This window comes from Variovorax beijingensis (genome assembly GCF_007828835.1).
Taxonomy (GTDB): Bacteria; Pseudomonadota; Gammaproteobacteria; order Burkholderiales; family Burkholderiaceae_C; genus Variovorax; species Variovorax beijingensis_A.
This window is the reverse complement of the sequence record NZ_VIVL01000001.1, coordinates 1,203,839-1,222,946: the sequence shown is the minus strand read 5'-3', so window position 1 is coordinate 1,222,946 and position 19,108 is coordinate 1,203,839. Positions and strand designations below refer to the sequence as shown.

Genomic DNA, 19,108 nt, shown 5'->3' with positions numbered 1-19,108 from the left:
GAAACTTCTGATGGTGCTTCCCCGGGGCCGAGCAGCGGGAATAGGGATGCCTCCCCCCAATGAAAAAGTCCCGTCGCATGAACTGCGCGGGACTTCAAGAAACTGCCAAAGATCGATTCTGGCGGAGAGTGTGAGATTCGAACTCACGGACGGTTGCCCGTCGGCAGTTTTCAAGACTGCTGGTTTAAACCACTCACCCAACTCTCCGGAACCGTCGATTTTATGCTGGCCCCGGCCGCTCACTCCTCGGGCAGGAAGAGCGACTGCAGGTCGCTCAGAAAATCGAGTCCGCGCTCGGTGGGCCACACGCGATAGAGGTCGCGCGCGACGAGGCCCTTGCGCTCGGCTTCCTTCAGCCCCTTTTGAATGCTGGTCATGGCAAGCCCGGTGCGCTCGCTGAACTGGGGCAGCGTGAAGCCTTCCTTCAGGCGCAGCGCATTGAGCATGAACTCGAACGGCAGGTCGGCCAGCGCCACTTCGTCGCTTTGCGCCACGGCGGCGCCGGCGCGGGCGTTGTTCATGTACAGGCGCGGCTCTCGAAATCGCACCTGGCGCACGATGCGGTGCGCGAAGCTCAGCTTGCTGTGCGCGCCCGCGCCAATGCCCAGGTAGTCGCCGAACTGCCAATAGTTGAGGTTGTGCGCACAGGTGTGGCCGCTGCGCGCATAGGCCGACACCTCGTAGCGCGACATGCCGCTGGCGGCGGTTCGCTCGGTGATGCGGTCGAGCATGGCGTAGGCCAGGTCGTCTTCGGGCAGGGCCGGCGGAAACTTGGCGAACCAGGTGTTGGGCTCGATGGTCAGGTGGTACACCGAGATGTGCGGCGGCGCGAGCGCCAGCGCCTGGGTCAGGTCGGCGTCCAGCCCCTCGAGCGTCTGGCCCGGCAGCGCATACATCAGGTCGAGGTTGAAGGTGTCGAACGCGCTCGCGGCTTCTTCCAGGGCGGCAATGGCCTGGGCACGGTCGTGCACGCGGCCCAGCGCCTTCAGGTGCTCGTCATTGAAGCTCTGCACGCCCACCGAAAGCCGCGTGACGCCCGCGCTGCGGTAGGCGCGGAAGCGGTTGCGCTCGAAGGTGCCGGGATTGGCTTCGAGCGTGATCTCGCACTCGGGCGCCAGCTTGAGGCGGGCGCGCACGTCGCTGAGCAGGCGGTCGATGGCCTGCGGCGAAAAAAGGCTCGGCGTTCCGCCGCCGATGAAGATGGTGTGGACGGTGCGGCCCCAGATGAGCGGCAGCGCGGCGTCCAGGTCGGCAACGAGCGCGTCGACGTACGCCGCCTCGGGAATGCCCTCAGCCTCGGCCTCGCTGGTGGCGCGCCACTCGTGCGAGTTGAAGTCGCAGTACGGGCACTTGCGCAGGCACCAGGGCAGATGGATGTAGAGCGACAGCGGCGGCAGCGCCGCCAGCTGCAGCGGGCCGGGCCGCATCCAGTGCAGCACGTCGTTGGCCTGCGGTGCGCCGGCGGGCTGCGCAGGCTGGATCGGAACGACAGAGGCCATCGCTCAGAACCAGCGTTCGCGCATCAGGGCCAGCATGACCTTGGCCGCCTGGCCCCGGTGGCTGTTGGCGTTTTTCACCTCGGGCGGCAGCTGGGCAAAGGTCTTGCCGAAGTTGGGCAGGTACATGACGGGATCGAAGCCGAAGCCGTTGTCGCCGATGGGCGCGTGCGTGATTTCACCGACCACGCGACCGACTGCGATGAGCGGCTCGGGGTCATCGTGCCCGCGCAGCGCAACCAGCGTGCTGACGAGCGCGGCGCGCCGGTTGGCGACGCCGTCGAGCTGCTCGAGCAGCGCCTTGACGTTGTTGGCATCGCCTTTGGCATAGCCGAACTGCGTGGCATAGAACGCGGTGTCCACGCCCGGCAGCCCGCCGAAGGCGTCGACGCAAAGCCCCGCATCGTCCGCAATGGCCGGAAGCCCCGTCGCGGCGCTGGCATGGCGCGCCTTGGCCAGCGCGTTTTCGACGAAGGTGCGAAACGGCTCCTCGGCCTCGCCCACGCCCAATGCCGACTGGGGCACGAGCGTCACGGCCAGCTCCGCAAACAGCTGCTGAAGTTCGGCAAGCTTGCCGGCGTTGTTGGAGGCCAGGACCAGTTTCATCGCCATCGACCGATCACTTCGAAAGGAGGGACTGCTGCTGCAGCACGATCAGTTCGCCAATGCCTTTCTCGGCCAGGCCGAGCAGGAGGTTCATCTCTTCGCGCGAGAAGGCCGCGCCCTCGGCGGTGCCCTGCACTTCGACGAAGTGGCCGGCACCGGTCATCACGACGTTCATGTCGGTATCGCAGGCGGAGTCTTCGGTGTATTCGAGATCGAGCAGCGGCGTGCCGGCAACGATGCCGACGGAAATGGCGGCCACGTGGCCCCTGATGGGCGACGCGGGGATCGTGCCGGCGGCCAGCAGCTTGTTGACGGCGTCCTGCGCGGCAACGAAGGCGCCGGTGATCGCGGCGGTGCGGGTGCCGCCATCGGCCTGCAGCACGTCGCAGTCGAGGTGGATGGTGCGCTCGCCCAGCGCAGCCAGGTCGAACACGGCGCGCATCGAGCGGCCGATGAGGCGCTGGATTTCCTGCGTGCGGCCGCTTTGCTTGCCGCGGGCGGCCTCGCGGTCGCTGCGCGTGTGGGTGGCACGCGGCAGCATGCCGTATTCGGCCGTGACCCAGCCTTCACCGCTGCCGCGCTTGTGCGGCGGCACGCGCTCTTCGACCGAGGCGGTGCACAGCACGCGGGTCTGGCCGAATTCGATGAGCACCGAACCCTCGGCGTGGATGGTGAAGCCGCGGGTGATGCGCACCGGGCGCAGCTGGTCGGCGGCACGGCCGCCGCTTCGTGTGAAAGCAGTCATTTTTTATGAGAGGTATGTGGAACAAAAAGCGCAGACGGCTACGCAAGCCGAAGCAGCCTGGGGATCAGGTTTTCTTGGCGGCAGAGCGGCGAATGGCTTCGTTGATTTCGGCAATCGAGCGCTCGATGGCGTCTTCGTCGAGGTCGTCGAGCGCATCAATCTCGCCGTCCGCGGGCATGCCGGCCTGGATGGTGGAGGCAAAGACGCCGTCGTCGATGGTCTCGGTGGAAACGCCGCGGTCTTCACCCGTCGAATCGGGCATCTCCCATTCGAGGGCGATGAGCGTGACGTTGTCGCTGTGCGCGCCACCCTTGCGCAATGCCATTTCGGCCAGGTCGGGCGCGGCATCGGACACCGGCTTGTCGGAGGACAGCGTGTGCACGATGACGGCGTCGTCGAGCACGCCCCAGACGCCGTCGGAGCACAGCATGATGCGGTCGCCGCGCTGCAGCTGCAGCGGGGCCGAAATATCGAACAGCGGCGTGGTCGGCGAGCCCAGGCAGGTGAGCAGCAGGTTGCGGTTGACCGGCATGTCCGCGCCATGCGGACGCGGGCGCTCGGCATGCGAATGGTCGCGCGTGCGGGTCAGCAGGCGGCCGTCGCGCACCACGTAGAGGCGCGAGTCGCCGCAGTGCATCCAGGTGGCCGTGGTGCCCTGGAGCAGCGCCGCGACGACGGTGGTGCGCGGCGTGTCGAGCATGGCCTTGTGGCTGGCATAGCGCATGATCTGCTGGTGCGCCGCCATGGCCGATTCGGCCAGGAAGGCCTTGACGTCCTTGACGGTGGGGCGCGCTTCGCGCTGGTAGAGGGCCGCAATGGTCTGCAGCGCCAACTGGGCCGCAACCTCGCCCTCGGGGTGGCCGCCCATGCCGTCGGCCAGCACGAAAAGGCCCGATTCCCGCGTGTAGCAGTAGCCCATGCGGTCTTCGTTCTTGAGACGGCCGCCCTTGCGGCTGACCTGGAATACCGAGAATTTCATGCCGGGCGCGTGGTAGGTGCCGCCGCCCTGGGCAGGGCCTTCTTGTCGAAGGAGCGGATGTTGTCGAATGAAAGCCGCACCTTTTCGCCGACGGTGAGCTTGGTGTAGCGGCGCTCGCCTTCGCGGCTGAGTTCCTTTTGCAGCGCAAAGACCGACTGCGGGCGCGAGAGCGGGTCGAGCGACATGCACCATTCGACCACCTCGATGAGGTTGTCGGAGTACACGCCGCGCAGGCGCGACAGCGACAGGCTGAGCCGGTCTTTCTCGATGCGGCGCGGGGCGTCGTTGGGCGGGTAGCCCTGCATGCAGGCGTAGATGCAGGCGCCAATGGCGTAGATGTCGGTCCAGGGGCCCATCGACGAGTCGCGCCGGTACATCTCGGGTGCGGCAAAGCCGGGGGTGTACATGGGGCGGATGAAGATGCCCTCCTTGCTGAGCACCTCGCGCGCGGCGCCGAAGTCGATCAGCACCGCCCGGTCGTCGTCGGTGACGAAGATGTTGGCGGGCTTGATGTCCAGGTGCAGCATCTTGTACTGGTGCACGATGCGAAGGCCGCGCAGGATCTCGTCGAACAGCGAGCGGATCGTCGATTCGCGGAAGACCTTGGGCCTTTTCAGGTCGCGCGCGGTCACCACGAAGTCCTGCAGGGTGGCGCCCTCCAGGTAGTTCATGACCATGTAGACGGTTTCGTTCTCGCGAAAGAAGTTGAGAACGCTGACCACCGAGGCATGCGAAATCTGCGCGAGCGAGCGCCCTTCCTCGAAAAAGCTCTTGAGGCCGAGCCGATAGAGCGAGAGCTTTTCGGGCGCGACTTCAGGCGTGAGCTCGCCCGGCCCGCGCGTGGCCAGCGAAGATGGCAGGTATTCCTTGATGGCAACCTGCTGTCCGCTGGGGTCGATGGCGAGGTAGACAACGCCAAAACCGCCTGCGGAAAGCCGGCGAACGATGCGGTAACCGCCAATGACCGTATCGGGCAGCAGGGGCGAAGGCTTGACCTTTGACATAATCCGGGAGTTTCGCCCGAAGGCGATGGTGCGGCAAGCGAACGCCATGCCGACGCCTCGGTGCTTGCAAGCAAAACCATAGTGAGGCGCAATGCCAGTTTACAGCATGACCGGCTATGCCAGTGGCCAGAACGGGCCCGCCGGCAGCCACTCCGAAGCCGAAGCACGGCCTGCCGCCGCGGGCCGCCTCGGGGTCGAAATCCGCTCGGTCAACAGCCGCTTCCTCGACCTCACCTTCAAGTTGCCGGAGGAACTGCGCCAGCATGAAACCGCGCTGCGCGAGCTGCTCACGGGCAAGCTCAAGCGCGGCAAGGTCGAGGTGCGCGCCGCCATCGAGAACACCGCCCAGGCGGGCGTCGTCGAGCCCTCCGTCAAGCTGCTGCAGCGGCTCAACGGCGTGCAGGACGGCATCAAGGCCTGGCTGCCCGGCGCCCGCGAACTGAGCGTGGCCGACGTGCTGCGCCTGGCCGGCGGCGACAGCGCCATGCGCGGCGACTGGGGCAGCGACCTGCTCGAGGTGGCCGGCAAGGCGCTGGATGCGCTGATGTCGGCCCGCCAGCGCGAAGGCGCGCGGCTCGCCAAGATGCTGGAGGCCCACCTGGCCCAGTTGCGCACCCTGGTCGAACAGGCCGGTCCGCTGATCCCGCAGCTGGTCGAGCAGCAGCGCGCTCGTTTCCTGGAGCGCTGGCAGGAAGCCATGGGCCTGACCGGCGGCACCCTGCCCGAGGCGGCCCAGGACCGCGCGCTGACCGAGGCAACCGCCTTCGCCATCCGCATCGACGTGGCGGAAGAACTCACGCGCCTGAATTCGCACCTCGACGAGATCGAGCGGCTGCTCAAGAAGGGCGGCGAAATCGGCAAGCGGCTGGACTTCCTGATCCAGGAGCTGCATCGCGAGGCCAATACACTGGGCTCCAAGTCGGCGGCGCTCGAGCTCACCCGCATCGGCGTGGACATGAAAGTGCTGATCGAGCAGATGCGCGAACAGGTACAGAACATCGAATGAGCGAGCGAATGGACTATCCAGGCAACATCTTTGTCGTGGCGGCACCGAGCGGTGCCGGCAAATCGAGCCTGGTCAAGGCGCTCATGGAGCTGGACACGGCCGTCCAGCCCTCGGTTTCCCACACCACCCGGCCGCCGCGCGGGCAGGAAAAGCACGGCCGGGAGTACTTCTTTACCTCGCCCTCCGAATTCGACGCCATGATCGCGGCGGACGGCTTCGTGGAATGGGCCCACGTGCACGGGCACCGGTATGGCACCTCCAAGAAGGCCATCGAGGAGCGCATTGCCCAGGGGGCCGACGTCATCCTGGAAATCGACTTCCAGGGCGCCATCCAGATCCGCAAGACCTTCGCCAATGCGGTCATGATCTTCATCCTGCCGCCCAGCTGGGAAGAACTGCGCTCCCGGCTGGAGCGGCGCGGCGAAGACAGCGCGGCCGTCATCGAGCTGCGCCTCAAGAACGCCGCCGAAGAAATGGCCCGGGCGGGGGAATTCGACTTCGTTATAATCAACGAGTTATTTGAGCGCGCGCTTTTCGATCTCAAGGCGATCGTCCACGCTCAGCGGCTTCGGTATTCTGCACAGCGCCGCGCACGTGCCGACACATTCGCCGCCCTGAACATCCCCTGATTTCCTGCTCACCGACCGAAAGATTCCATCATGGCCCGCATCACCGTCGAAGATTGCCTGCTTCAGATCCCCAACCGCTTCCAGCTGGTCCTGGCCGCCACCTACCGTGCGCGCATGCTGAGCCAGGGCCATGCACCCAAGATCGAGAGCAAGAACAAGCCCGCCGTCACGGCCCTGCGCGAAATCGCCGAAGGCAAGATCGGCCTCGAAATGCTCAAGAAGGTGCCGGGCTGATCGTTGTTCTGACGCAGCCCTGCAACGAAAAGGCACCGCCGAGCGGTGCTTTTTTTACGTCTGGACGCGTCCATAGAGCGGTCACGCTAAAGTGGTAGCCATGAGCGCGGTTGCCAAACATCAGTCCCATGCCCCCGCGGGGGGCACGCCCAAGCCGAGTCCGGCGGCGCTGAATGCGGCTGCCGCGAGCTTTGCCGCGCTGACCGCCAGGCTCGACTACCTGAGCCCCGAAGACACCGAGCTGGTCCGCCGCGCCTACCGCTTTGCCGACGAAGCCCACCTGGGCCAGCTGCGCAACAGCGGCGAGCCCTACATCACCCACCCCATCGCCGTGGCGGCGCAGTGCGCCGAATGGAAGCTCGACGCCCAGGCGCTGATGGCCGCCCTGCTGCACGATGCCATCGAGGACTGCGGGGTCACCAAGCCCGAACTGATCGAGCGCTTCGGCGCGCCGGTGGCCGAACTGGTCGACGGGCTCACCAAGCTGGACAAGCTGCAGTTCAATACCCGCGAGGAAAACCAGGCCGAATCATTCCGCAAGATGCTGCTGGCCATGGCGCGCGACGTGCGGGTCATCCTGGTCAAGCTGGCCGACCGCACGCACAACATGCGCACGCTCGACGATGCGCCGCGCGAGAAATGGGCCCGGATCTCGCGCGAAACGCTCGAGATCTACGCGCCCATCGCGCACCGGCTGGGCCTGAACCAGACCTACCGCGAACTGCAGGAGCTGTCGTTCCGCCACCTGAAACCCTGGCGCTACGCCACCCTGTCCAAGGCCGTGGCCAAGGCGCGCGGGCGCCGCCGCGACCTGATCCAGAAGGTGCAGCGCGAGGTCGAGACCGCCTTTGCCAACGCCAACATGACGCTGCGCATTGCCGGACGCGAAAAAACGCTCTATTCGATCTACCGCAAGATGGAGGAGAAGCACCTGAGCTTCGCCCAGGTGACCGACATCTACGGCTTTCGCCTGATCGTGCCGAACGTGATCGCCTGCTACACGGGCCTGGGCATCCTGCACCAGATGTACAAGCCGCTGCCGGGCAAGTTCAAGGACCACATCGCGATCGCCAAGCTCAACGGCTACCAGTCGCTGCACACCACGCTGGTGGGCCCGGCCGGCGTGAACGTGGAATTCCAGCTGCGCACCGAGGCCATGCACGTGGTGGCCGAATCGGGCGTGGCGGCGCACTGGCTCTACAAGGCGGCCGAGCCGAATGCGGCCAGCAACGACCGGCTCGGCACCAAGTGGCTGCAGTCGCTGCTCGACATCCAGGACGAAACCCGCGATGCCGCCGAGTTCTGGGACCACGTCAAGGTCGACCTGTTTCCGGACGCGGTCTACGTCTTCACGCCGAAGAGCCAGATCCTGGCACTGCCGCGCGGCGCCACGGTGGTCGACTTTGCCTACGCCATCCACAGCAACATCGGCGACCACACCTCCGCGGCACGCATCAACGGCGACCAGGTGCCGCTGCGCACGGAGCTCAAGAACGGGGACGTGGTCGAGGTCATTACCGCGCCCGTGTCCACGCCCAATCCCGCGTGGCTCGGCTTCGTGCGAACCGGCCGGGCGCGCTCCAAGATCCGCCACTACCTGAAGACCCTGGCCCATGCCGAATCCGAAGGCCTGGGCGAGAAGCTGCTGGCCCAGGCGCTGCGCGCCGAAGGCCTCAGCAAGCTGCCGGCCGAGGACGCCGAGCACCAGGCGCTGTGGGAAAAGCTGCTGCGCTTCACGGGCAACCGCACGCGCGCCGAGCTGCTGACCGACATCGGCCTGGGCAAGCGGATTGCCAGCATCGTGGCAAAGCGGCTGGTGGCCATGCTGTCCGAACTCGGCGAGCGGCCCGATGCGCTGCTGCTGAGCCGCGAGCGCTTCATCTCGCACGAAACCATTTCCCAGGGCGCCGTCACGCTGGACGGCAGCGAGAACTCGTCGGTGCGCTTTGCACTGTGCTGCCGGCCGATTCCGGGCGACGAGATCATCGGCTACCTCGGCCATGGCGAAGGGCTGGTCGTGCACACCGAGTCCTGCGGCGTGGGCCAGCGCCTGCGCCACAAGGACAGCGAGCGCTTTTTCGCGGTCGAATGGGCGGACGAACCGACCCGCACCTTCGAAACCGGCGTGGTCATCACGGTGCGCAACGACAAGGGCGTGCTCGCGCGCGTGGCCGCGACCCTGGCGGACGCCGAAGCCGACATCACGCACGTCGAAATGGCCGACGAGACGCCGCAGGATTCGACCGACCTGCGCTTCGTGATTGCCGTGCGCGACCGCACCCACCTCGACAGCGTGCTGCGCGCCGCGCGGCGCACGGCCTCGGTGCTGACCGCCGCAAGAACGGTTCCCGCGCCCTGACCGGCGGGCAGGAAGGCTAGCGCGCCGTGCCCGCGCCCGGTGGCGCCGGATAGCTGACCGACAACAGCTCGACCTCATGGGCACCGCCCGGCGTCACGAGCTTCACCACGTCGCCTTCACGCGACTTGAGCAGCGCGCGGGCGATCGGGGAAATCCAGCTGACCTGCGACTGCGCGCTGTCCGCCTCGTCGATGCCCAGGATCGTCACGCTGCGCTCGTCGCCGGTCTCGTCGACATAGCGCACCGTTGCGCCAAAGAACACCTGGTCGCTGCCATGATGGACCGAGGGATCGGTCACTTCGGCAATTTCGAGCCGCTTGGTGAGAAAACGGATGCGCCGATCGATCTCCCGCAGCCGCTTCTTGCCGTAGAGATAGTCGCCATTCTCGGAGCGGTCGCCGTTCTTGGCGGCCCAGTGCACCGCCTCGACAACCTTCGGCCGCTCTTCGTCCATCAGCTGAAGCAGTTCGTCGCGCAGCCGGGCATAGCCGGCCGGCGTCATGTAGTTCTTGCTGCCGCTCGGCAGCGCGGGCGCGGTGCTTTCGCCGCCGTCGTCGTCACCGTCGCTCTCGGTTTCCTTGGTGAATGCTTTGCTCAAGGCAGAACCCCTGAATTTAGAAAGGCTCGCAACGCCAGACTCCCATTTTCTTCAACCCATGTCCGAACGCTTGCAGTCGAAGACCACACCTTGCTCGACGGCTCGCACGGCAGGCACCTTGTTCACGAAGGCTACATCGGCACTCATCAGACGCCACTCGGCTGCCTTGAACAATTTGAAAAGACTCGTGACTTCAACGCCTGCTGCCGGGATGGAATTGAAGACATAGACGGGCTCTCCGGACTGACTGTCCTCCATGCTCACCAGATCCGCTCGCAGCTTGCCCATGGTTTCCGTGTCCTTTGTCCTGAAGCGCACGACGTCCATGTTGACGGTGCGAGAGTGCTCGTCGATCGCAATCCTGCGGACCCGGTTGAAAGGCGCTGCGGCCCCACTGCCTGCGGCCGGGACACAGGTAATGGTCCCTGCCGATGCAGAGCCAGCTGCCAGGGACAGCAAGAGGAGCTGGAATACAAGCCGCTTTACCCGAATACCCATGGTCGCTGCGCCGTTTGATGATGGCCGAGCCCGGACTCTAGCGCCAAGCGGCTGGGCCCGCATTCCACAGGCCACAGCCGTCATTGAGGAACACGAAGAACAAGAAGCGCGCTGCAGGCAGGTCTGACCCGACTCTCCAAAAGAAAATGGCCTAGAAGGGATAAACCTTCTAGGCCATTCAAGAGAGTGGTGCGGCTGGCAGGAATTGAACCCACGACCCCTTGGTTCGTAGCCAAGTACTCTATCCAACTGAGCTACAGCCGCACAGCTATCGATTATAGCATCCATTTTTGGCCCTTGGCGGACCAAGCTCAGAAATGAATGCAGGTGGTAGGCCGTGATGGGCTTGAACCATCGACCAACGGATTATGAGTCCGCTGCTCTAACCAGCTGAGCTAACGGCCCACGAGAGGCCACGATTCTATTCGCGGCGCCGCTCACTTGCGGTGGCTCAGCGCATTGCTGACCAGCCGCGAGGTGATGTCGACGATCTGGATCATGCGCTCATAAGGCATGCGGGTCGGGCCGATCACGCCCAGCGTGCCCACCACCTGCCCGTCGACCTCGTAGTTGGCGCTGACGATGGAAAGCTCCTCGATCGGCACCACCTGGCTCTCGCCGCCGATGAAGATGCGCACACCCTCGGCCTTGCTCGACACATCGAGCAGACGCATGAGCTGCGCCTTCTGCTCGAAGAGCTCGAAGGCACGGCGCAGCTGCCCCATGTCGCTCGAAAAATCGGTGACGGAAAGCAGGTTGCGCTCGCCGGATATCACCACGTCGTCTTCCTGCGCCTCGGTGAGCACTTCAGAACTGACCTTGACCGCCGCCTGCATCAGCGCGGCAATCTCGCCACGCAGTTTTTCGACTTCGGACTGCAGGCGGTCGCGCACCTGCTCGATGGTCAGGCCCGCGTAGTGAGCATTGATGTAGTTGGATGCTTCCACCAGCTGCGACTGCGTGTAATCGGCCTCCGGAAAGATCACGCGGTTCTGCACGTCGCCGTCGGGCGAAACGATGATCACCAGCAGCCGCCGGTCCGAAAGCCGCAGGAACTCGATCTGCTTGAAGACCGAAGCCCGCCGCGGCGCCATGACGACGCCGACGAACTGCGACAGGTTGGACAGCAGGTTGGCCGCGTTGGCAATCACCTTCTGCGGCTGGTCGGGCGCAAGGCTTGGTGTGTTCATCTGCTCGCGCTGCGCCGTGAGCATGGTGTCGACGAACAGCCGGTAGCCGCGCGCGGTGGGAATGCGTCCGGCCGAAGTGTGCGGGCTCGCGATCAGCCCCAGCGACTCCAGGTCGGACATGACGTTGCGGATGGTCGCAGGAGACAGGTCAAGGCCCGGGGCGCGCGACAAAGTCCGCGACCCGACCGGTTGGCCTTCGGCGATATAACGCTCGACCAGCGTCTTGAGGAGCAACTTGGCACGGTCGTCCAGCATTGCAAGATTTTAGTGTTGTAATTTGTAGATGACTTCCCGCTTTCGTCACGTCGCGCTGATCGGCAAATACCAGGCTTCAGGCGCCCGGGCGCAGGCCGATGCCCGCGACGGCGTGATGGAAGATATCGGCGCCTTCCTGGAATCGCAAGGGTGCGAGGTGTTCGTCGAAAAATCGGCGGCCGAGGAGGCCGATGCACACGCCAGCGTCGGCGGCCGCTACCAGCCGCTGAGCGTCGAGGAAATCGGCCAGCGCTGCGATCTGGGCCTGGTGGTGGGAGGCGACGGAACCATGCTGGGCATCGGCCGGCAGCTTGCCTGCTACGGAATCCCGCTGATCGGCATCAACCGCGGCCGGCTCGGGTTCATCACCGACATTCCGCTGGACAACTACCAGGCCACGCTGATTCCCATGCTGGCCGGCGAATACGAGGAAGACCACCGCAGCCTCATGCATGCGCAGGTGATGCGCGACGGCGCCTCGGTGTTCGATGCGCTGGCCATGAACGACGTGGTGGTCAACCGCGGCGCCACCTCGGGCATGGTCGAGCTGCGCGTTTCGGTGGGCCGGCATTTCGTGGCCAACCAGCGCGCCGACGGCCTGATCATCGCGTCGCCCACGGGTTCGACGGCCTATGCGCTCTCGGCCGGCGGGCCGCTGCTGCATCCGGCGGTGCCGGGCTGGGTGCTGGTGCCCATTGCGCCGCACACGCTGTCGAACCGCCCGGTGCTGCTGCCCGACGCCGACGAGATCGTGATCGAACTGGTGGCGGGGCGCGACGCCAGCGCCAATTTCGATATGCAGTCCTTGGCATCGCTCGCGATCGGCGATCGCGTGGTGGTGCGCCGCTCCGACTTCCGCGTGCGCTTCCTGCACCCGCGCGGGTGGAGCTATTTCGACACGCTGCGCAAGAAACTTCACTGGAACGAAGGGGGCTCCTGACATGGCGCTGCGACGCATCGCATTGCGCGACTTCGTGATCGTGCGATCACTCGAACTCGACCTGTCGGCAGGCTTCACGGTATTGACCGGCGAGACCGGCGCGGGCAAGTCGATATTGATCGATGCGCTCCAGCTGGCGCTCGGCAACCGGGCCGACGCGGGCGCGGTGCGCGAAGGCGCCGAACGGCTCGACGTCAGCGCCGAATTCGACGCCGACCCGGCGCTTGCGGCCTGGCTCGATGAGGGCGGATTCGAAAACGGCGACGCCCTGCTGCTGCGCCGCACCGTCGACCTGCAGGGCCGCAGCCGCGGCTGGATCAACGGCAGCCCGGCCACCGCCACCCAGCTGCGCGAGCTCGGCGACCGCCTGCTCGACATCCATGGCCAGCATGCATGGCAAAGCCTGACGCGCCCCGAAGCCGTGCGCGGCCTGCTCGACGCCTATGCCGGCGTGCGCACCGATGCGCTCGATGCCACCTGGCAGAGCTGGCGCCAGGCACTTTCCGCGCTCGACCACGCGCGCTCGGCCCAAGACTCGCTGCTGCGCGAACGCGAGCGGCTGCAATGGCAGATCGCCGAAGTCATGAAGCTGGCGCCGGCCGAAGGCGAGTGGGAAGAGCTTTCGACCCAGCACGCGCGCGTCTCCAATGCACAGGCGCTGATCGACGCGGCGCAGGGCGCGAGCCAGGCGCTCGAAGACGACGACAACGGCGCCCTCGCCGCGCTGTCGCGCGCCGTCACGCTGCTGCAGAACTGCGAGCACATCGAGCCCGAATTCCGCGCCCTCGGCGAGGTGCTGGCCTCCAGCGTCGCCCAGGCTTCCGATGCCGCCCACACGCTGCACAGCTACCTGCGCGACGCCGAGGCCGATCCCAACCAGCTGGCCGAACTCGACGAGCGCATGGGACTGTGGATGTCGCTCGCGCGCCGCTACAAGCGCACGCCGGACGACCTGCCGGCGCTCCTGGCCGGCTGGCAGGCCGAGCTGCAGGCGCTCGACGCGCAGAGCGATCTCGCAGGCCTGGAGCGTGCCGAACAAGGCGCGCAGCAGGCTTACATGAAGGAAGCCAAGGCGCTCGCCAAGGCGCGCAAGCTGGCCGCCCCGCGGCTGGCCGACGCTGTCACGCAGGCGATGCAGGGGCTTGGCATGCAGGGCGGGCGCTTCGAGGTCGAGCTGCAGCCGCTGGCACAGCCGGGCCGCGCGGGTCTCGAAGACGTTGCCTTTCTCGTGAGCGGCCATCCCGGGAGCACGCCGCGCCCCATCGGCAAGGTGGCTTCGGGCGGCGAACTCTCGCGCATCGCCCTGGCCATCGCGGTCACGACCAGCCAGCTCGGCGCCGCGCAGACGCTGATCTTCGACGAGGTCGATGCCGGCGTCGGCGGGGCCGTGGCCGAGACCGTGGGCCGCCTCATGAAGCAGCTCGGGCGCGATCGCCAGGTGCTGGCGGTCACCCATCTGCCGCAGGTCGCCGCCTGCGCCGACCACCACCTCGTGGTGGCCAAGCGCCAGACCACGGCCATCGGCCAGGACGGCCCGCGCACCGAAAGCGGCGTCTCGCGGCTCGACGACGACACCCGCGCCCGTGAAATCGCCCGCATGCTCGGCGGCGAGAAACTTTCCCAGACCTCGCTGGCGCATGCCCGTGAAATGCTGGGCCACAAGACTTCGGCGGCGCTGTGATGGACCTCGACCTCGTGCTCATCACCGGCATGTCGGGCTCGGGCAAGTCGGTGGCGCTGCATGCGCTGGAAGACGCCGGCTACTACTGCGTCGACAACCTGCCGCCCGAGCTGCTGACGGCCTTTATCGCACTGCAGCACGAACAGCAGGCCACGCGCGTGGCCATTGCCATGGATGTGCGCAGCGGCGTGTCGCTGCCGATCGTCCCGCAGCAGCTCGAGGCCTTGCGGCAGGACGGCGTGTCGCTGCGCTCGCTTTTTCTCGACGCGACCACCGACGCACTGCTGCGGCGCTATTCAGAAACCCGCCGGCGCCATCCGCTGTCGCGCCAGGAGGGCCGCAACGACGTGCCCGAACAGGAGCGCGTGCTGGTGCAGGCCATCGAACTCGAGCGCGAGTTGCTGGCCGACCTGCGCGACGGCGCCGACGTGATCGACACCAGCCTGATCCGGCCGGCCCAGCTGCAGAGCTACATCAAGGCGCTGATCTCTGCGCCGCAGAGCAGCGCATTGACGCTGGTGTTCGAATCCTTCGCCTTCAAGCGCGGCGTGCCGCTGGATGCCGACTACGTGTTCGACGTGCGCATGCTGCCCAATCCGCACTACGTGCCCGCGCTGCGGCCGCTCACGGGGCGCGATGCGCCGGTGGTCGAATGGCTGCGCGAGCACGACGACGTCGCGCGCATGTACGACGACATCGAGCAGTTCCTCTCGCGCTGGCTCGATGCGCTGGCGCGGGACCATCGCAGCTACGTGACCGTGGCCATCGGCTGCACCGGCGGCCAGCACCGCTCGGTGTTCCTGGTCGAGCAGCTCGCGCGGGCCTTCGGAGCCCGCTGGGTCGCCCTCAAGCGGCACCGCGAACTCGACGCGGGCTGAGCCCGTGTCCGCCGGCTAGTCCGCGCTGCTCTCGAGCAGCTTGCGCATCGGCGCCGGCAGCCCCAGCCGGCCCCACTCCTGGGCATCCACCCAGCGTGCGGCATCGCCTTGCGGCTGGCTGTCCTGAAGCAGCACCGGGTGCAGGTGCAGGTCCTTGTGGGTCAGCACATGCACGAAAGGGGGCAGGTCCCGGGCGCCCGCCAGCGCCGCCGGCGGCAGCGCGGCCAGCAGCGCTTCGCGGCTCTCGAACACGGGCGGGCAGTAGAGCCCGGCCCAGATGCCCTTGGCCGGCCGCTTCTCCAGCCAGACCCGGCCTTGCGCATCGCGCGCGAGCAGCGCCCAGAGCGACTGGGCGCTGCGCTTGAGCTTGCGCGTCTTGACCGGGTAGCGCTCCGGCTGGCCTTCGCGCAGCCCCACGCATGTCTTGTTCAGCGGACAGATCATGCAGCTTGGCTTGCGCGGCAGGCAGACCGTGGCGCCCAGGTCCATCACGCCCTGCGTGTAGCTCGCGATCGCTTCCTTCTGTTCGGCCGGCGGCAGCAGCTGGGTGGCCCGGTCCCACAGTGCGCGTTCCTGCGCCGACGAAGACATGTCGCCGCCGAAGCCGAGCACGCGCGTCAGCACGCGCTTGACGTTGCCGTCGAGAATCGCGACCCGCTCGCCGAAGCAGAAGGCCGCGATCGCCGCGGAAGTGGAGCGGCCGATGCCGGGCAGGGTCTCGAGCTCGGCGGCCGTGCGCGGAAATTCGCCGCCGAAGCGCGCCACCACCTCCTGCGCACAGCGGTGCATGTTGCGGGCACGGCTGTAGTAGCCCAGGCCGCTCCAGAGCCCGAAGACCTCGTCCTCGGTGCCTTCGGCCAGCGCCCGCACGGTCGGAAAGCGTTCGAGAAAGCGCGCGAAGTACCCGAGCACGGTCGAGACCTGGGTCTGCTGGAGCATGACCTCCGACAGCCACACGCGGTAGGGATCCCGCGTGTTCTGCCAAGGCAGCGCGCTGCGCCCGTGGCTGCGCTGCCAGGCCACGACGCGCTCGGCAAAATCGGCCGGCGCCTGCGACTGCACGGCCGCAGCCGGCACCGGACGATCAGGCCGCCGCACGCAGCTCGCCGACGGCGGCAGCGGCTGCCGGCCTTCCCTGTTGCGCAATGGCCGAGGTGAATTCATGGAGCCGAAGCTGCAGCTCGGCCAGGCTGCTTTCTTGCTGGGCCAGTTCGAGCAGGCGTTCGTCGAGGTTGCCGGCCGCATTCTGGATGCGCTCGATCGCCTCGATGCGCTTGCTGAAATTGCGGCGGCGCTCCTTCAGCTGCGCATCGATCTGGGCGCTGGCGCCCTTGCTCCAGCGCTCGACCTCGGTCATGGCTGCTTCGTTGACCAGCCGCAGGCGACTCGCGAGTGCCCGCACCAGCTTGTCGCAGAAGTCCGCCTGCGCGAGCTTCAGCAGATTGCCGACGCCCAGGTAATGGATGTGGCTGCGCTCGATCTGGCTGAGCTCCTGCTCGAAGCTCGTCAGGTCGGGCTCGGCGGGCGCCTGCAGGGTAAAGCCCTGCTCCGCGTTGAGCTGGCGGAAGGTGGCGTGCAGCATCGACTGGATCTCGGCCGTCGTCGCCTGCACTTCGCGCAGGTTGTTGCGCAGCGAGTCGAAGGTCTCGCCGTACACCTTGCGCACGTTGAACTTGACGCCCGGGCGCTTGAGCGCAGCCGAAAGCCGCACCATGTCTTCCTTCAGCGCAGTACGGCCGAGCACGGCGTACACCTCGCGCAGCAGCTTGCCCTGCACGGAACGCAGCGCAAGGATGCGCGTGTTGCTGCCCTCGAACTCGGTCTGTTCCTGGTCGATGCGCGCGCGCATGTGCCGGATGACCGACACGTTCTTGCCGCGCAATCCCTGCAGCTCGAGCGCCTGCTCCGACAGGTCGCGCTGGCGCACTTTCAGGATGCGCTCGGCCTCGGTCCGCAATGCCACCATGCCGGCATCCACCGCGAGCCGCAGCATGGTTTCGCGCTTGCCGAGCACGCCTTCCGCGAGCAGCGCCTCGAAGGCCGGCAGCCGGCTCGCGTCGAGCAGCCGCGCATCGCGCTGGATCTTTGCCTGCAGGCCCTTCTGCGCCGACACCGGCAGCACCTGCACCAGCGGCACCTCGAGGAACTTGGCCGCGACCTCGCGCTGGCGTTCGATCTGCAGTTCGATCTGCGCGGGCGTGCTCAGCGAGTCCCACATCGTGTCGATCTTGTTGAGCACCACGAAGCGCGTGTCGCTGCCTTCGCTTTCGGTAACCAGGTGCTCGCGCCAGATCGACAGGTCGGAGCGCGTGACGCCGGTTTCGGCGCCCAGGATGAAGACCACGGCATGCGCCTGCGGGATTAGGCTCACCGTGAGTTCGGGCTCGGCGCCGATGGCGTTCAGGCCCGGGGTGTCGAGAATCACCAGCCCCTGCTCCAGCAGCGGATGCGGCATGTTCAGGATGGCATGGCGCCAGCGCGGAATCTCGACCCGGCCCTCGGCGTCCTGCACGGGGTTGTCGTCCGGCGTCTCCTCGTTCCAGAAGCCCAGCGCGTGCGCCTCGTCCTTGCTGACCCAGCGCACCTCGGCCACCTTGCTCATGGCCTGGGCCAGCTGGTCGGCATTGGCCACGTCGATCGCGATTTCGGTCCAGCGCGCGGCCTTTTCGCGCCAATGCGTGAGCGAATGGGGCTCCAGGCGGGTCTCTATCGGCAGCAGCCGCAGCTTGGGCGACAGCGCGGCGTCGTAGCCCAGCTCGGTCGGGCACATCGTGGTGCGCCCGGCGCTGGCCGGCATGATGCGGCGACCGTAGGCCGCGAAGAAGATCGCGTTGATGAGTTCCGACTTGCCGCGCGAGAACTCCGCCACGAAGGCCACCATGACCTTGCTGGTGCGGATCTGCAGCTCGAGGCCGCGCAGGCGCTCGGCCACCGCCTGGTCGAGCAGCTCGTTCTCGGTCAGCCAGCGGGACAGCCACTGCAGGCGGTGCGCGAAATTGCTTCGCCAGGCACCGTGCTGATCGAGTTGTTGATTGAAAGAGCGGCTCAAGGGGAATATGTAAGAAATAACTTACAAATATAGCATTGCAAACTGGGAAGCAGGCGATTGCAGGATATGCCAACCTGGCGGCTAAGACACTATTTTTGACAATTCGGACAATAGTAAGTGGAACGCTGCCCTTGTCGCAGCAGCCGGATCGGCGTTGCGCAGACCCGACAGGGCTCGCCGGCCCGCCCGTAGACGGTGGCCTCGAGCTGGAAATAGCCGTTCTGCCCGTCCACATTGGAAAAGTCGCGCAGCGTGCTGCCGCCTTTCTCGACCGCCCTGGCCAGGATTTCGCGCACGGCCGCATGGAGCCGGGCCGCCCTCGGCCGGCTGATGCGCGCAGCCGAAAGCGTGGGCCGGATGCCGGCCTGGAACAAGGCCTCCGACGCGTAGATGTTTCCAACGCCCACCACCACGTCGCCCGCGAGCAGCACCTGTTTCACCGCGGCCTTGCGCTTGCGAAGGCCTGCGTGGAACGCGTCCAGGTCGAAAGCGTCGCCCAGCGGCTCCATGCCGAGGCCGCCGAGCAGCTTGATGGCCCATGGCGCGGCCTCGTCCTCCACGTAGACCACGGCGCCGAAGCGGCGCGGATCGTTCAGCCGCAGCGTGCCGAGTTCGGTCACCAGATCGAAGTGATCGTGAACGCCCGGCGGAGGCAGCGCCGCATCGAAGCGCAGGCTGCCCGACATGCCCAGGTGCAGCAGCAGCAGGCCGCGGTCCAGGTCGATCAGCAGGTACTTTCCGCGCCGGCGCACCTGCAGCACGCGGCGCCCGACCAGCGCCTCGGGCACCACCATCAGCGCCCAGCGCAAGGGCTTGCCGATGCGGACCGCAGCTATGCGTGCACCGGCGATGCGTTCGGCAAAACCGCGCCGCGTCACTTCGACTTCAGGAAGCTCAGGCATGAAATAAAAACTCCGGGCTGCGACGAAGCCCCACGCGGTGCTCGCTCAAAAGCTTGGAT

The 19,108-nt window shown here is 66.7% G+C and carries 18 protein-coding genes and 3 tRNA genes; 7 read left to right on the top strand and 14 right to left on the bottom strand.

The annotated features are described in order from the left end of the window. Nucleotides 1-119: 119 nt before the first annotated feature. The 6 genes from FB547_RS05900 to FB547_RS05875 form a co-directional block, all read right to left on the bottom strand. A tRNA-Ser gene (locus FB547_RS05900) sits at nt 120-207 on the bottom strand. Nucleotides 208-239: 32 nt separating this feature from the next. After that, nucleotides 240-1,499, bottom strand: coding sequence for a radical SAM family heme chaperone HemW (hemW, locus tag FB547_RS05895; protein ID WP_145740368.1), 1,260 nt, complete (start codon nt 1,497-1,499; stop codon nt 240-242). A 3-nt stretch (nt 1,500-1,502) separates the two neighbouring features. Beyond that, nucleotides 1,503-2,102 carry an RdgB/HAM1 family non-canonical purine NTP pyrophosphatase gene (gene rdgB / locus FB547_RS05890; RefSeq protein ID WP_145740587.1) on the bottom strand — a complete coding sequence of 200 codons (600 nt, stop codon included), beginning with the start codon at nt 2,100-2,102 and terminating at the stop codon, nt 1,503-1,505. 13 nt (nt 2,103-2,115) lie between these two features. Further along, entirely contained in the window at nt 2,116-2,847 is a 732-nt protein-coding gene (rph, locus tag FB547_RS05885) for a ribonuclease PH (RefSeq protein ID WP_025569633.1), read from the bottom strand. A 64-nt stretch (nt 2,848-2,911) separates the two neighbouring features. Further along, the gene (locus tag FB547_RS05880) at nt 2,912-3,826 is read right to left on the bottom strand and encodes a PP2C family protein-serine/threonine phosphatase (protein ID WP_145740366.1); all 915 of its coding nucleotides are present in this window, start codon (nt 3,824-3,826) and stop codon (nt 2,912-2,914) included. Next, on the bottom strand, nt 3,823-4,830 hold the full coding sequence (locus tag FB547_RS05875) for a serine/threonine protein kinase (RefSeq protein WP_015867097.1): 1,008 nt from the start codon (nt 4,828-4,830) through the stop codon (nt 3,823-3,825). Before FB547_RS05875 ends, FB547_RS05880 begins: the two co-directional genes overlap by 4 nt. 91 nt (nt 4,831-4,921) lie before the next feature. Between FB547_RS05875 and FB547_RS05870 the strand changes: the two genes are divergently transcribed. From FB547_RS05870 to FB547_RS05855, 4 genes are all read left to right on the top strand, one after another. Then, nucleotides 4,922-5,836: a YicC/YloC family endoribonuclease gene (locus tag FB547_RS05870; RefSeq protein WP_025569636.1), complete on the top strand. Its 915-nt coding sequence runs from the start codon at nt 4,922-4,924 to the stop codon at nt 5,834-5,836. 8 nt (nt 5,837-5,844) lie between these two features. Continuing rightward, nucleotides 5,845-6,465 (top strand): guanylate kinase, encoded by a 621-nt coding sequence (gene gmk, locus FB547_RS05865; RefSeq protein WP_015867099.1) that lies wholly within the window; start codon nt 5,845-5,847, stop codon nt 6,463-6,465. A gap of 30 nt (nt 6,466-6,495) precedes the next feature. After that, a complete protein-coding gene (gene rpoZ / locus FB547_RS05860; RefSeq protein ID WP_015867100.1) occupies nt 6,496-6,699 on the top strand; it encodes a DNA-directed RNA polymerase subunit omega in 204 nt (67 codons plus the stop codon). A gap of 100 nt (nt 6,700-6,799) precedes the next feature. After that, nucleotides 6,800-9,058 (top strand): RelA/SpoT family protein, encoded by a 2,259-nt coding sequence (locus tag FB547_RS05855; protein ID WP_145740364.1) that lies wholly within the window; start codon nt 6,800-6,802, stop codon nt 9,056-9,058. A gap of 16 nt (nt 9,059-9,074) precedes the next feature. On the opposite strand, the gene greB is transcribed toward FB547_RS05855, so the two are convergent. The 5 genes from greB to hrcA form a co-directional block, all read right to left on the bottom strand. After that, on the bottom strand, nt 9,075-9,656 hold the full coding sequence (greB, locus tag FB547_RS05850; protein WP_145740363.1) for a transcription elongation factor GreB: 582 nt from the start codon (nt 9,654-9,656) through the stop codon (nt 9,075-9,077). Nucleotides 9,657-9,707: 51 nt separating this feature from the next. Beyond that, nucleotides 9,708-10,154: a hypothetical protein gene (locus tag FB547_RS05845; protein WP_145740361.1), complete on the bottom strand. Its 447-nt coding sequence runs from the start codon at nt 10,152-10,154 to the stop codon at nt 9,708-9,710. Nucleotides 10,155-10,341: 187 nt separating this feature from the next. Beyond that, nucleotides 10,342-10,418: transfer RNA gene (locus tag FB547_RS05840), tRNA-Arg, on the bottom strand. A gap of 64 nt (nt 10,419-10,482) precedes the next feature. Further along, a tRNA-Ile gene (locus FB547_RS05835) sits at nt 10,483-10,559 on the bottom strand. Between the two features lie 32 nt (nt 10,560-10,591). Beyond that, nucleotides 10,592-11,599: a heat-inducible transcriptional repressor HrcA gene (hrcA, locus tag FB547_RS05830; RefSeq protein WP_145740359.1), complete on the bottom strand. Its 1,008-nt coding sequence runs from the start codon at nt 11,597-11,599 to the stop codon at nt 10,592-10,594. A 28-nt stretch (nt 11,600-11,627) separates the two neighbouring features. Here hrcA and FB547_RS05825 point away from each other — a divergent pair, with 28 nt between their 5' ends. From FB547_RS05825 to rapZ, 3 genes are read left to right on the top strand one after another with little or no spacing between them, the layout of a single operon-like run. Beyond that, on the top strand, nt 11,628-12,539 hold the full coding sequence (locus tag FB547_RS05825; protein WP_145740358.1) for an NAD kinase: 912 nt from the start codon (nt 11,628-11,630) through the stop codon (nt 12,537-12,539). Between the two features lies 1 nt (nt 12,540). Beyond that, on the top strand, nt 12,541-14,220 hold the full coding sequence (gene recN, locus FB547_RS05820) for a DNA repair protein RecN (RefSeq protein ID WP_145740356.1): 1,680 nt from the start codon (nt 12,541-12,543) through the stop codon (nt 14,218-14,220). Next, nucleotides 14,220-15,098, top strand: a complete 879-nt coding sequence (gene rapZ, locus FB547_RS05815) for an RNase adapter RapZ (RefSeq protein WP_145740354.1) — start codon at nt 14,220-14,222, stop codon at nt 15,096-15,098. Before recN ends, rapZ begins: the two co-directional genes overlap by 1 nt. 15 nt (nt 15,099-15,113) lie before the next feature. Here the strand turns inward: rapZ and mutY are convergent, their stop codons facing one another. The 3 genes from mutY to mutM form a co-directional block, all read right to left on the bottom strand. Then, a complete protein-coding gene (mutY, locus tag FB547_RS05810) occupies nt 15,114-16,175 on the bottom strand; it encodes an A/G-specific adenine glycosylase (protein ID WP_145740353.1) in 1,062 nt (353 codons plus the stop codon). Between the two features lie 7 nt (nt 16,176-16,182). Next, a complete protein-coding gene (locus FB547_RS05805; RefSeq protein ID WP_145740352.1) occupies nt 16,183-18,147 on the bottom strand; it encodes a dynamin family protein in 1,965 nt (654 codons plus the stop codon). A gap of 89 nt (nt 18,148-18,236) precedes the next feature. Next, nucleotides 18,237-19,049 carry a bifunctional DNA-formamidopyrimidine glycosylase/DNA-(apurinic or apyrimidinic site) lyase gene (mutM, locus tag FB547_RS05800; RefSeq protein ID WP_145740350.1) on the bottom strand — a complete coding sequence of 271 codons (813 nt, stop codon included), beginning with the start codon at nt 19,047-19,049 and terminating at the stop codon, nt 18,237-18,239. Nucleotides 19,050-19,108: the final 59 nt, after the last annotated feature.

Bases quoted from the DNA above. Each gene is read 5' to 3' on its own strand.
- hemW (WP_145740368.1), bottom strand. From the start codon at position 1,499: ATGGCCTCTGTCGTTCCGATCCAGCCTGCGCAGCCCGCCGGCGCACCG.
- recN (WP_145740356.1), top strand. From the start codon at position 12,541: ATGGCGCTGCGACGCATCGCATTGCGCGACTTCGTGATCGTGCGATCA.
- FB547_RS05875 (WP_015867097.1), bottom strand. From the start codon at position 4,830: ATGTCAAAGGTCAAGCCTTCGCCCCTGCTGCCCGATACGGTCATTGGC.
- FB547_RS05880 (WP_145740366.1), bottom strand. From the start codon at position 3,826: ATGAAATTCTCGGTATTCCAGGTCAGCCGCAAGGGCGGCCGTCTCAAG.
- gmk (WP_015867099.1), top strand. From the start codon at position 5,845: ATGGACTATCCAGGCAACATCTTTGTCGTGGCGGCACCGAGCGGTGCC.
- rph (WP_025569633.1), bottom strand. From the start codon at position 2,847: ATGACTGCTTTCACACGAAGCGGCGGCCGTGCCGCCGACCAGCTGCGC.
- hrcA (WP_145740359.1), bottom strand. From the start codon at position 11,599: ATGCTGGACGACCGTGCCAAGTTGCTCCTCAAGACGCTGGTCGAGCGT.
- rdgB (WP_145740587.1), bottom strand. From the start codon at position 2,102: ATGAAACTGGTCCTGGCCTCCAACAACGCCGGCAAGCTTGCCGAACTT.
- FB547_RS05845 (WP_145740361.1), bottom strand. From the start codon at position 10,154: ATGGGTATTCGGGTAAAGCGGCTTGTATTCCAGCTCCTCTTGCTGTCC.
- FB547_RS05825 (WP_145740358.1), top strand. From the start codon at position 11,628: ATGACTTCCCGCTTTCGTCACGTCGCGCTGATCGGCAAATACCAGGCT.
- mutM (WP_145740350.1), bottom strand. From the start codon at position 19,049: ATGCCTGAGCTTCCTGAAGTCGAAGTGACGCGGCGCGGTTTTGCCGAA.
- FB547_RS05870 (WP_025569636.1), top strand. From the start codon at position 4,922: ATGCCAGTTTACAGCATGACCGGCTATGCCAGTGGCCAGAACGGGCCC.
- rpoZ (WP_015867100.1), top strand. From the start codon at position 6,496: ATGGCCCGCATCACCGTCGAAGATTGCCTGCTTCAGATCCCCAACCGC.
- FB547_RS05855 (WP_145740364.1), top strand. From the start codon at position 6,800: ATGAGCGCGGTTGCCAAACATCAGTCCCATGCCCCCGCGGGGGGCACG.
- rapZ (WP_145740354.1), top strand. From the start codon at position 14,220: ATGGACCTCGACCTCGTGCTCATCACCGGCATGTCGGGCTCGGGCAAG.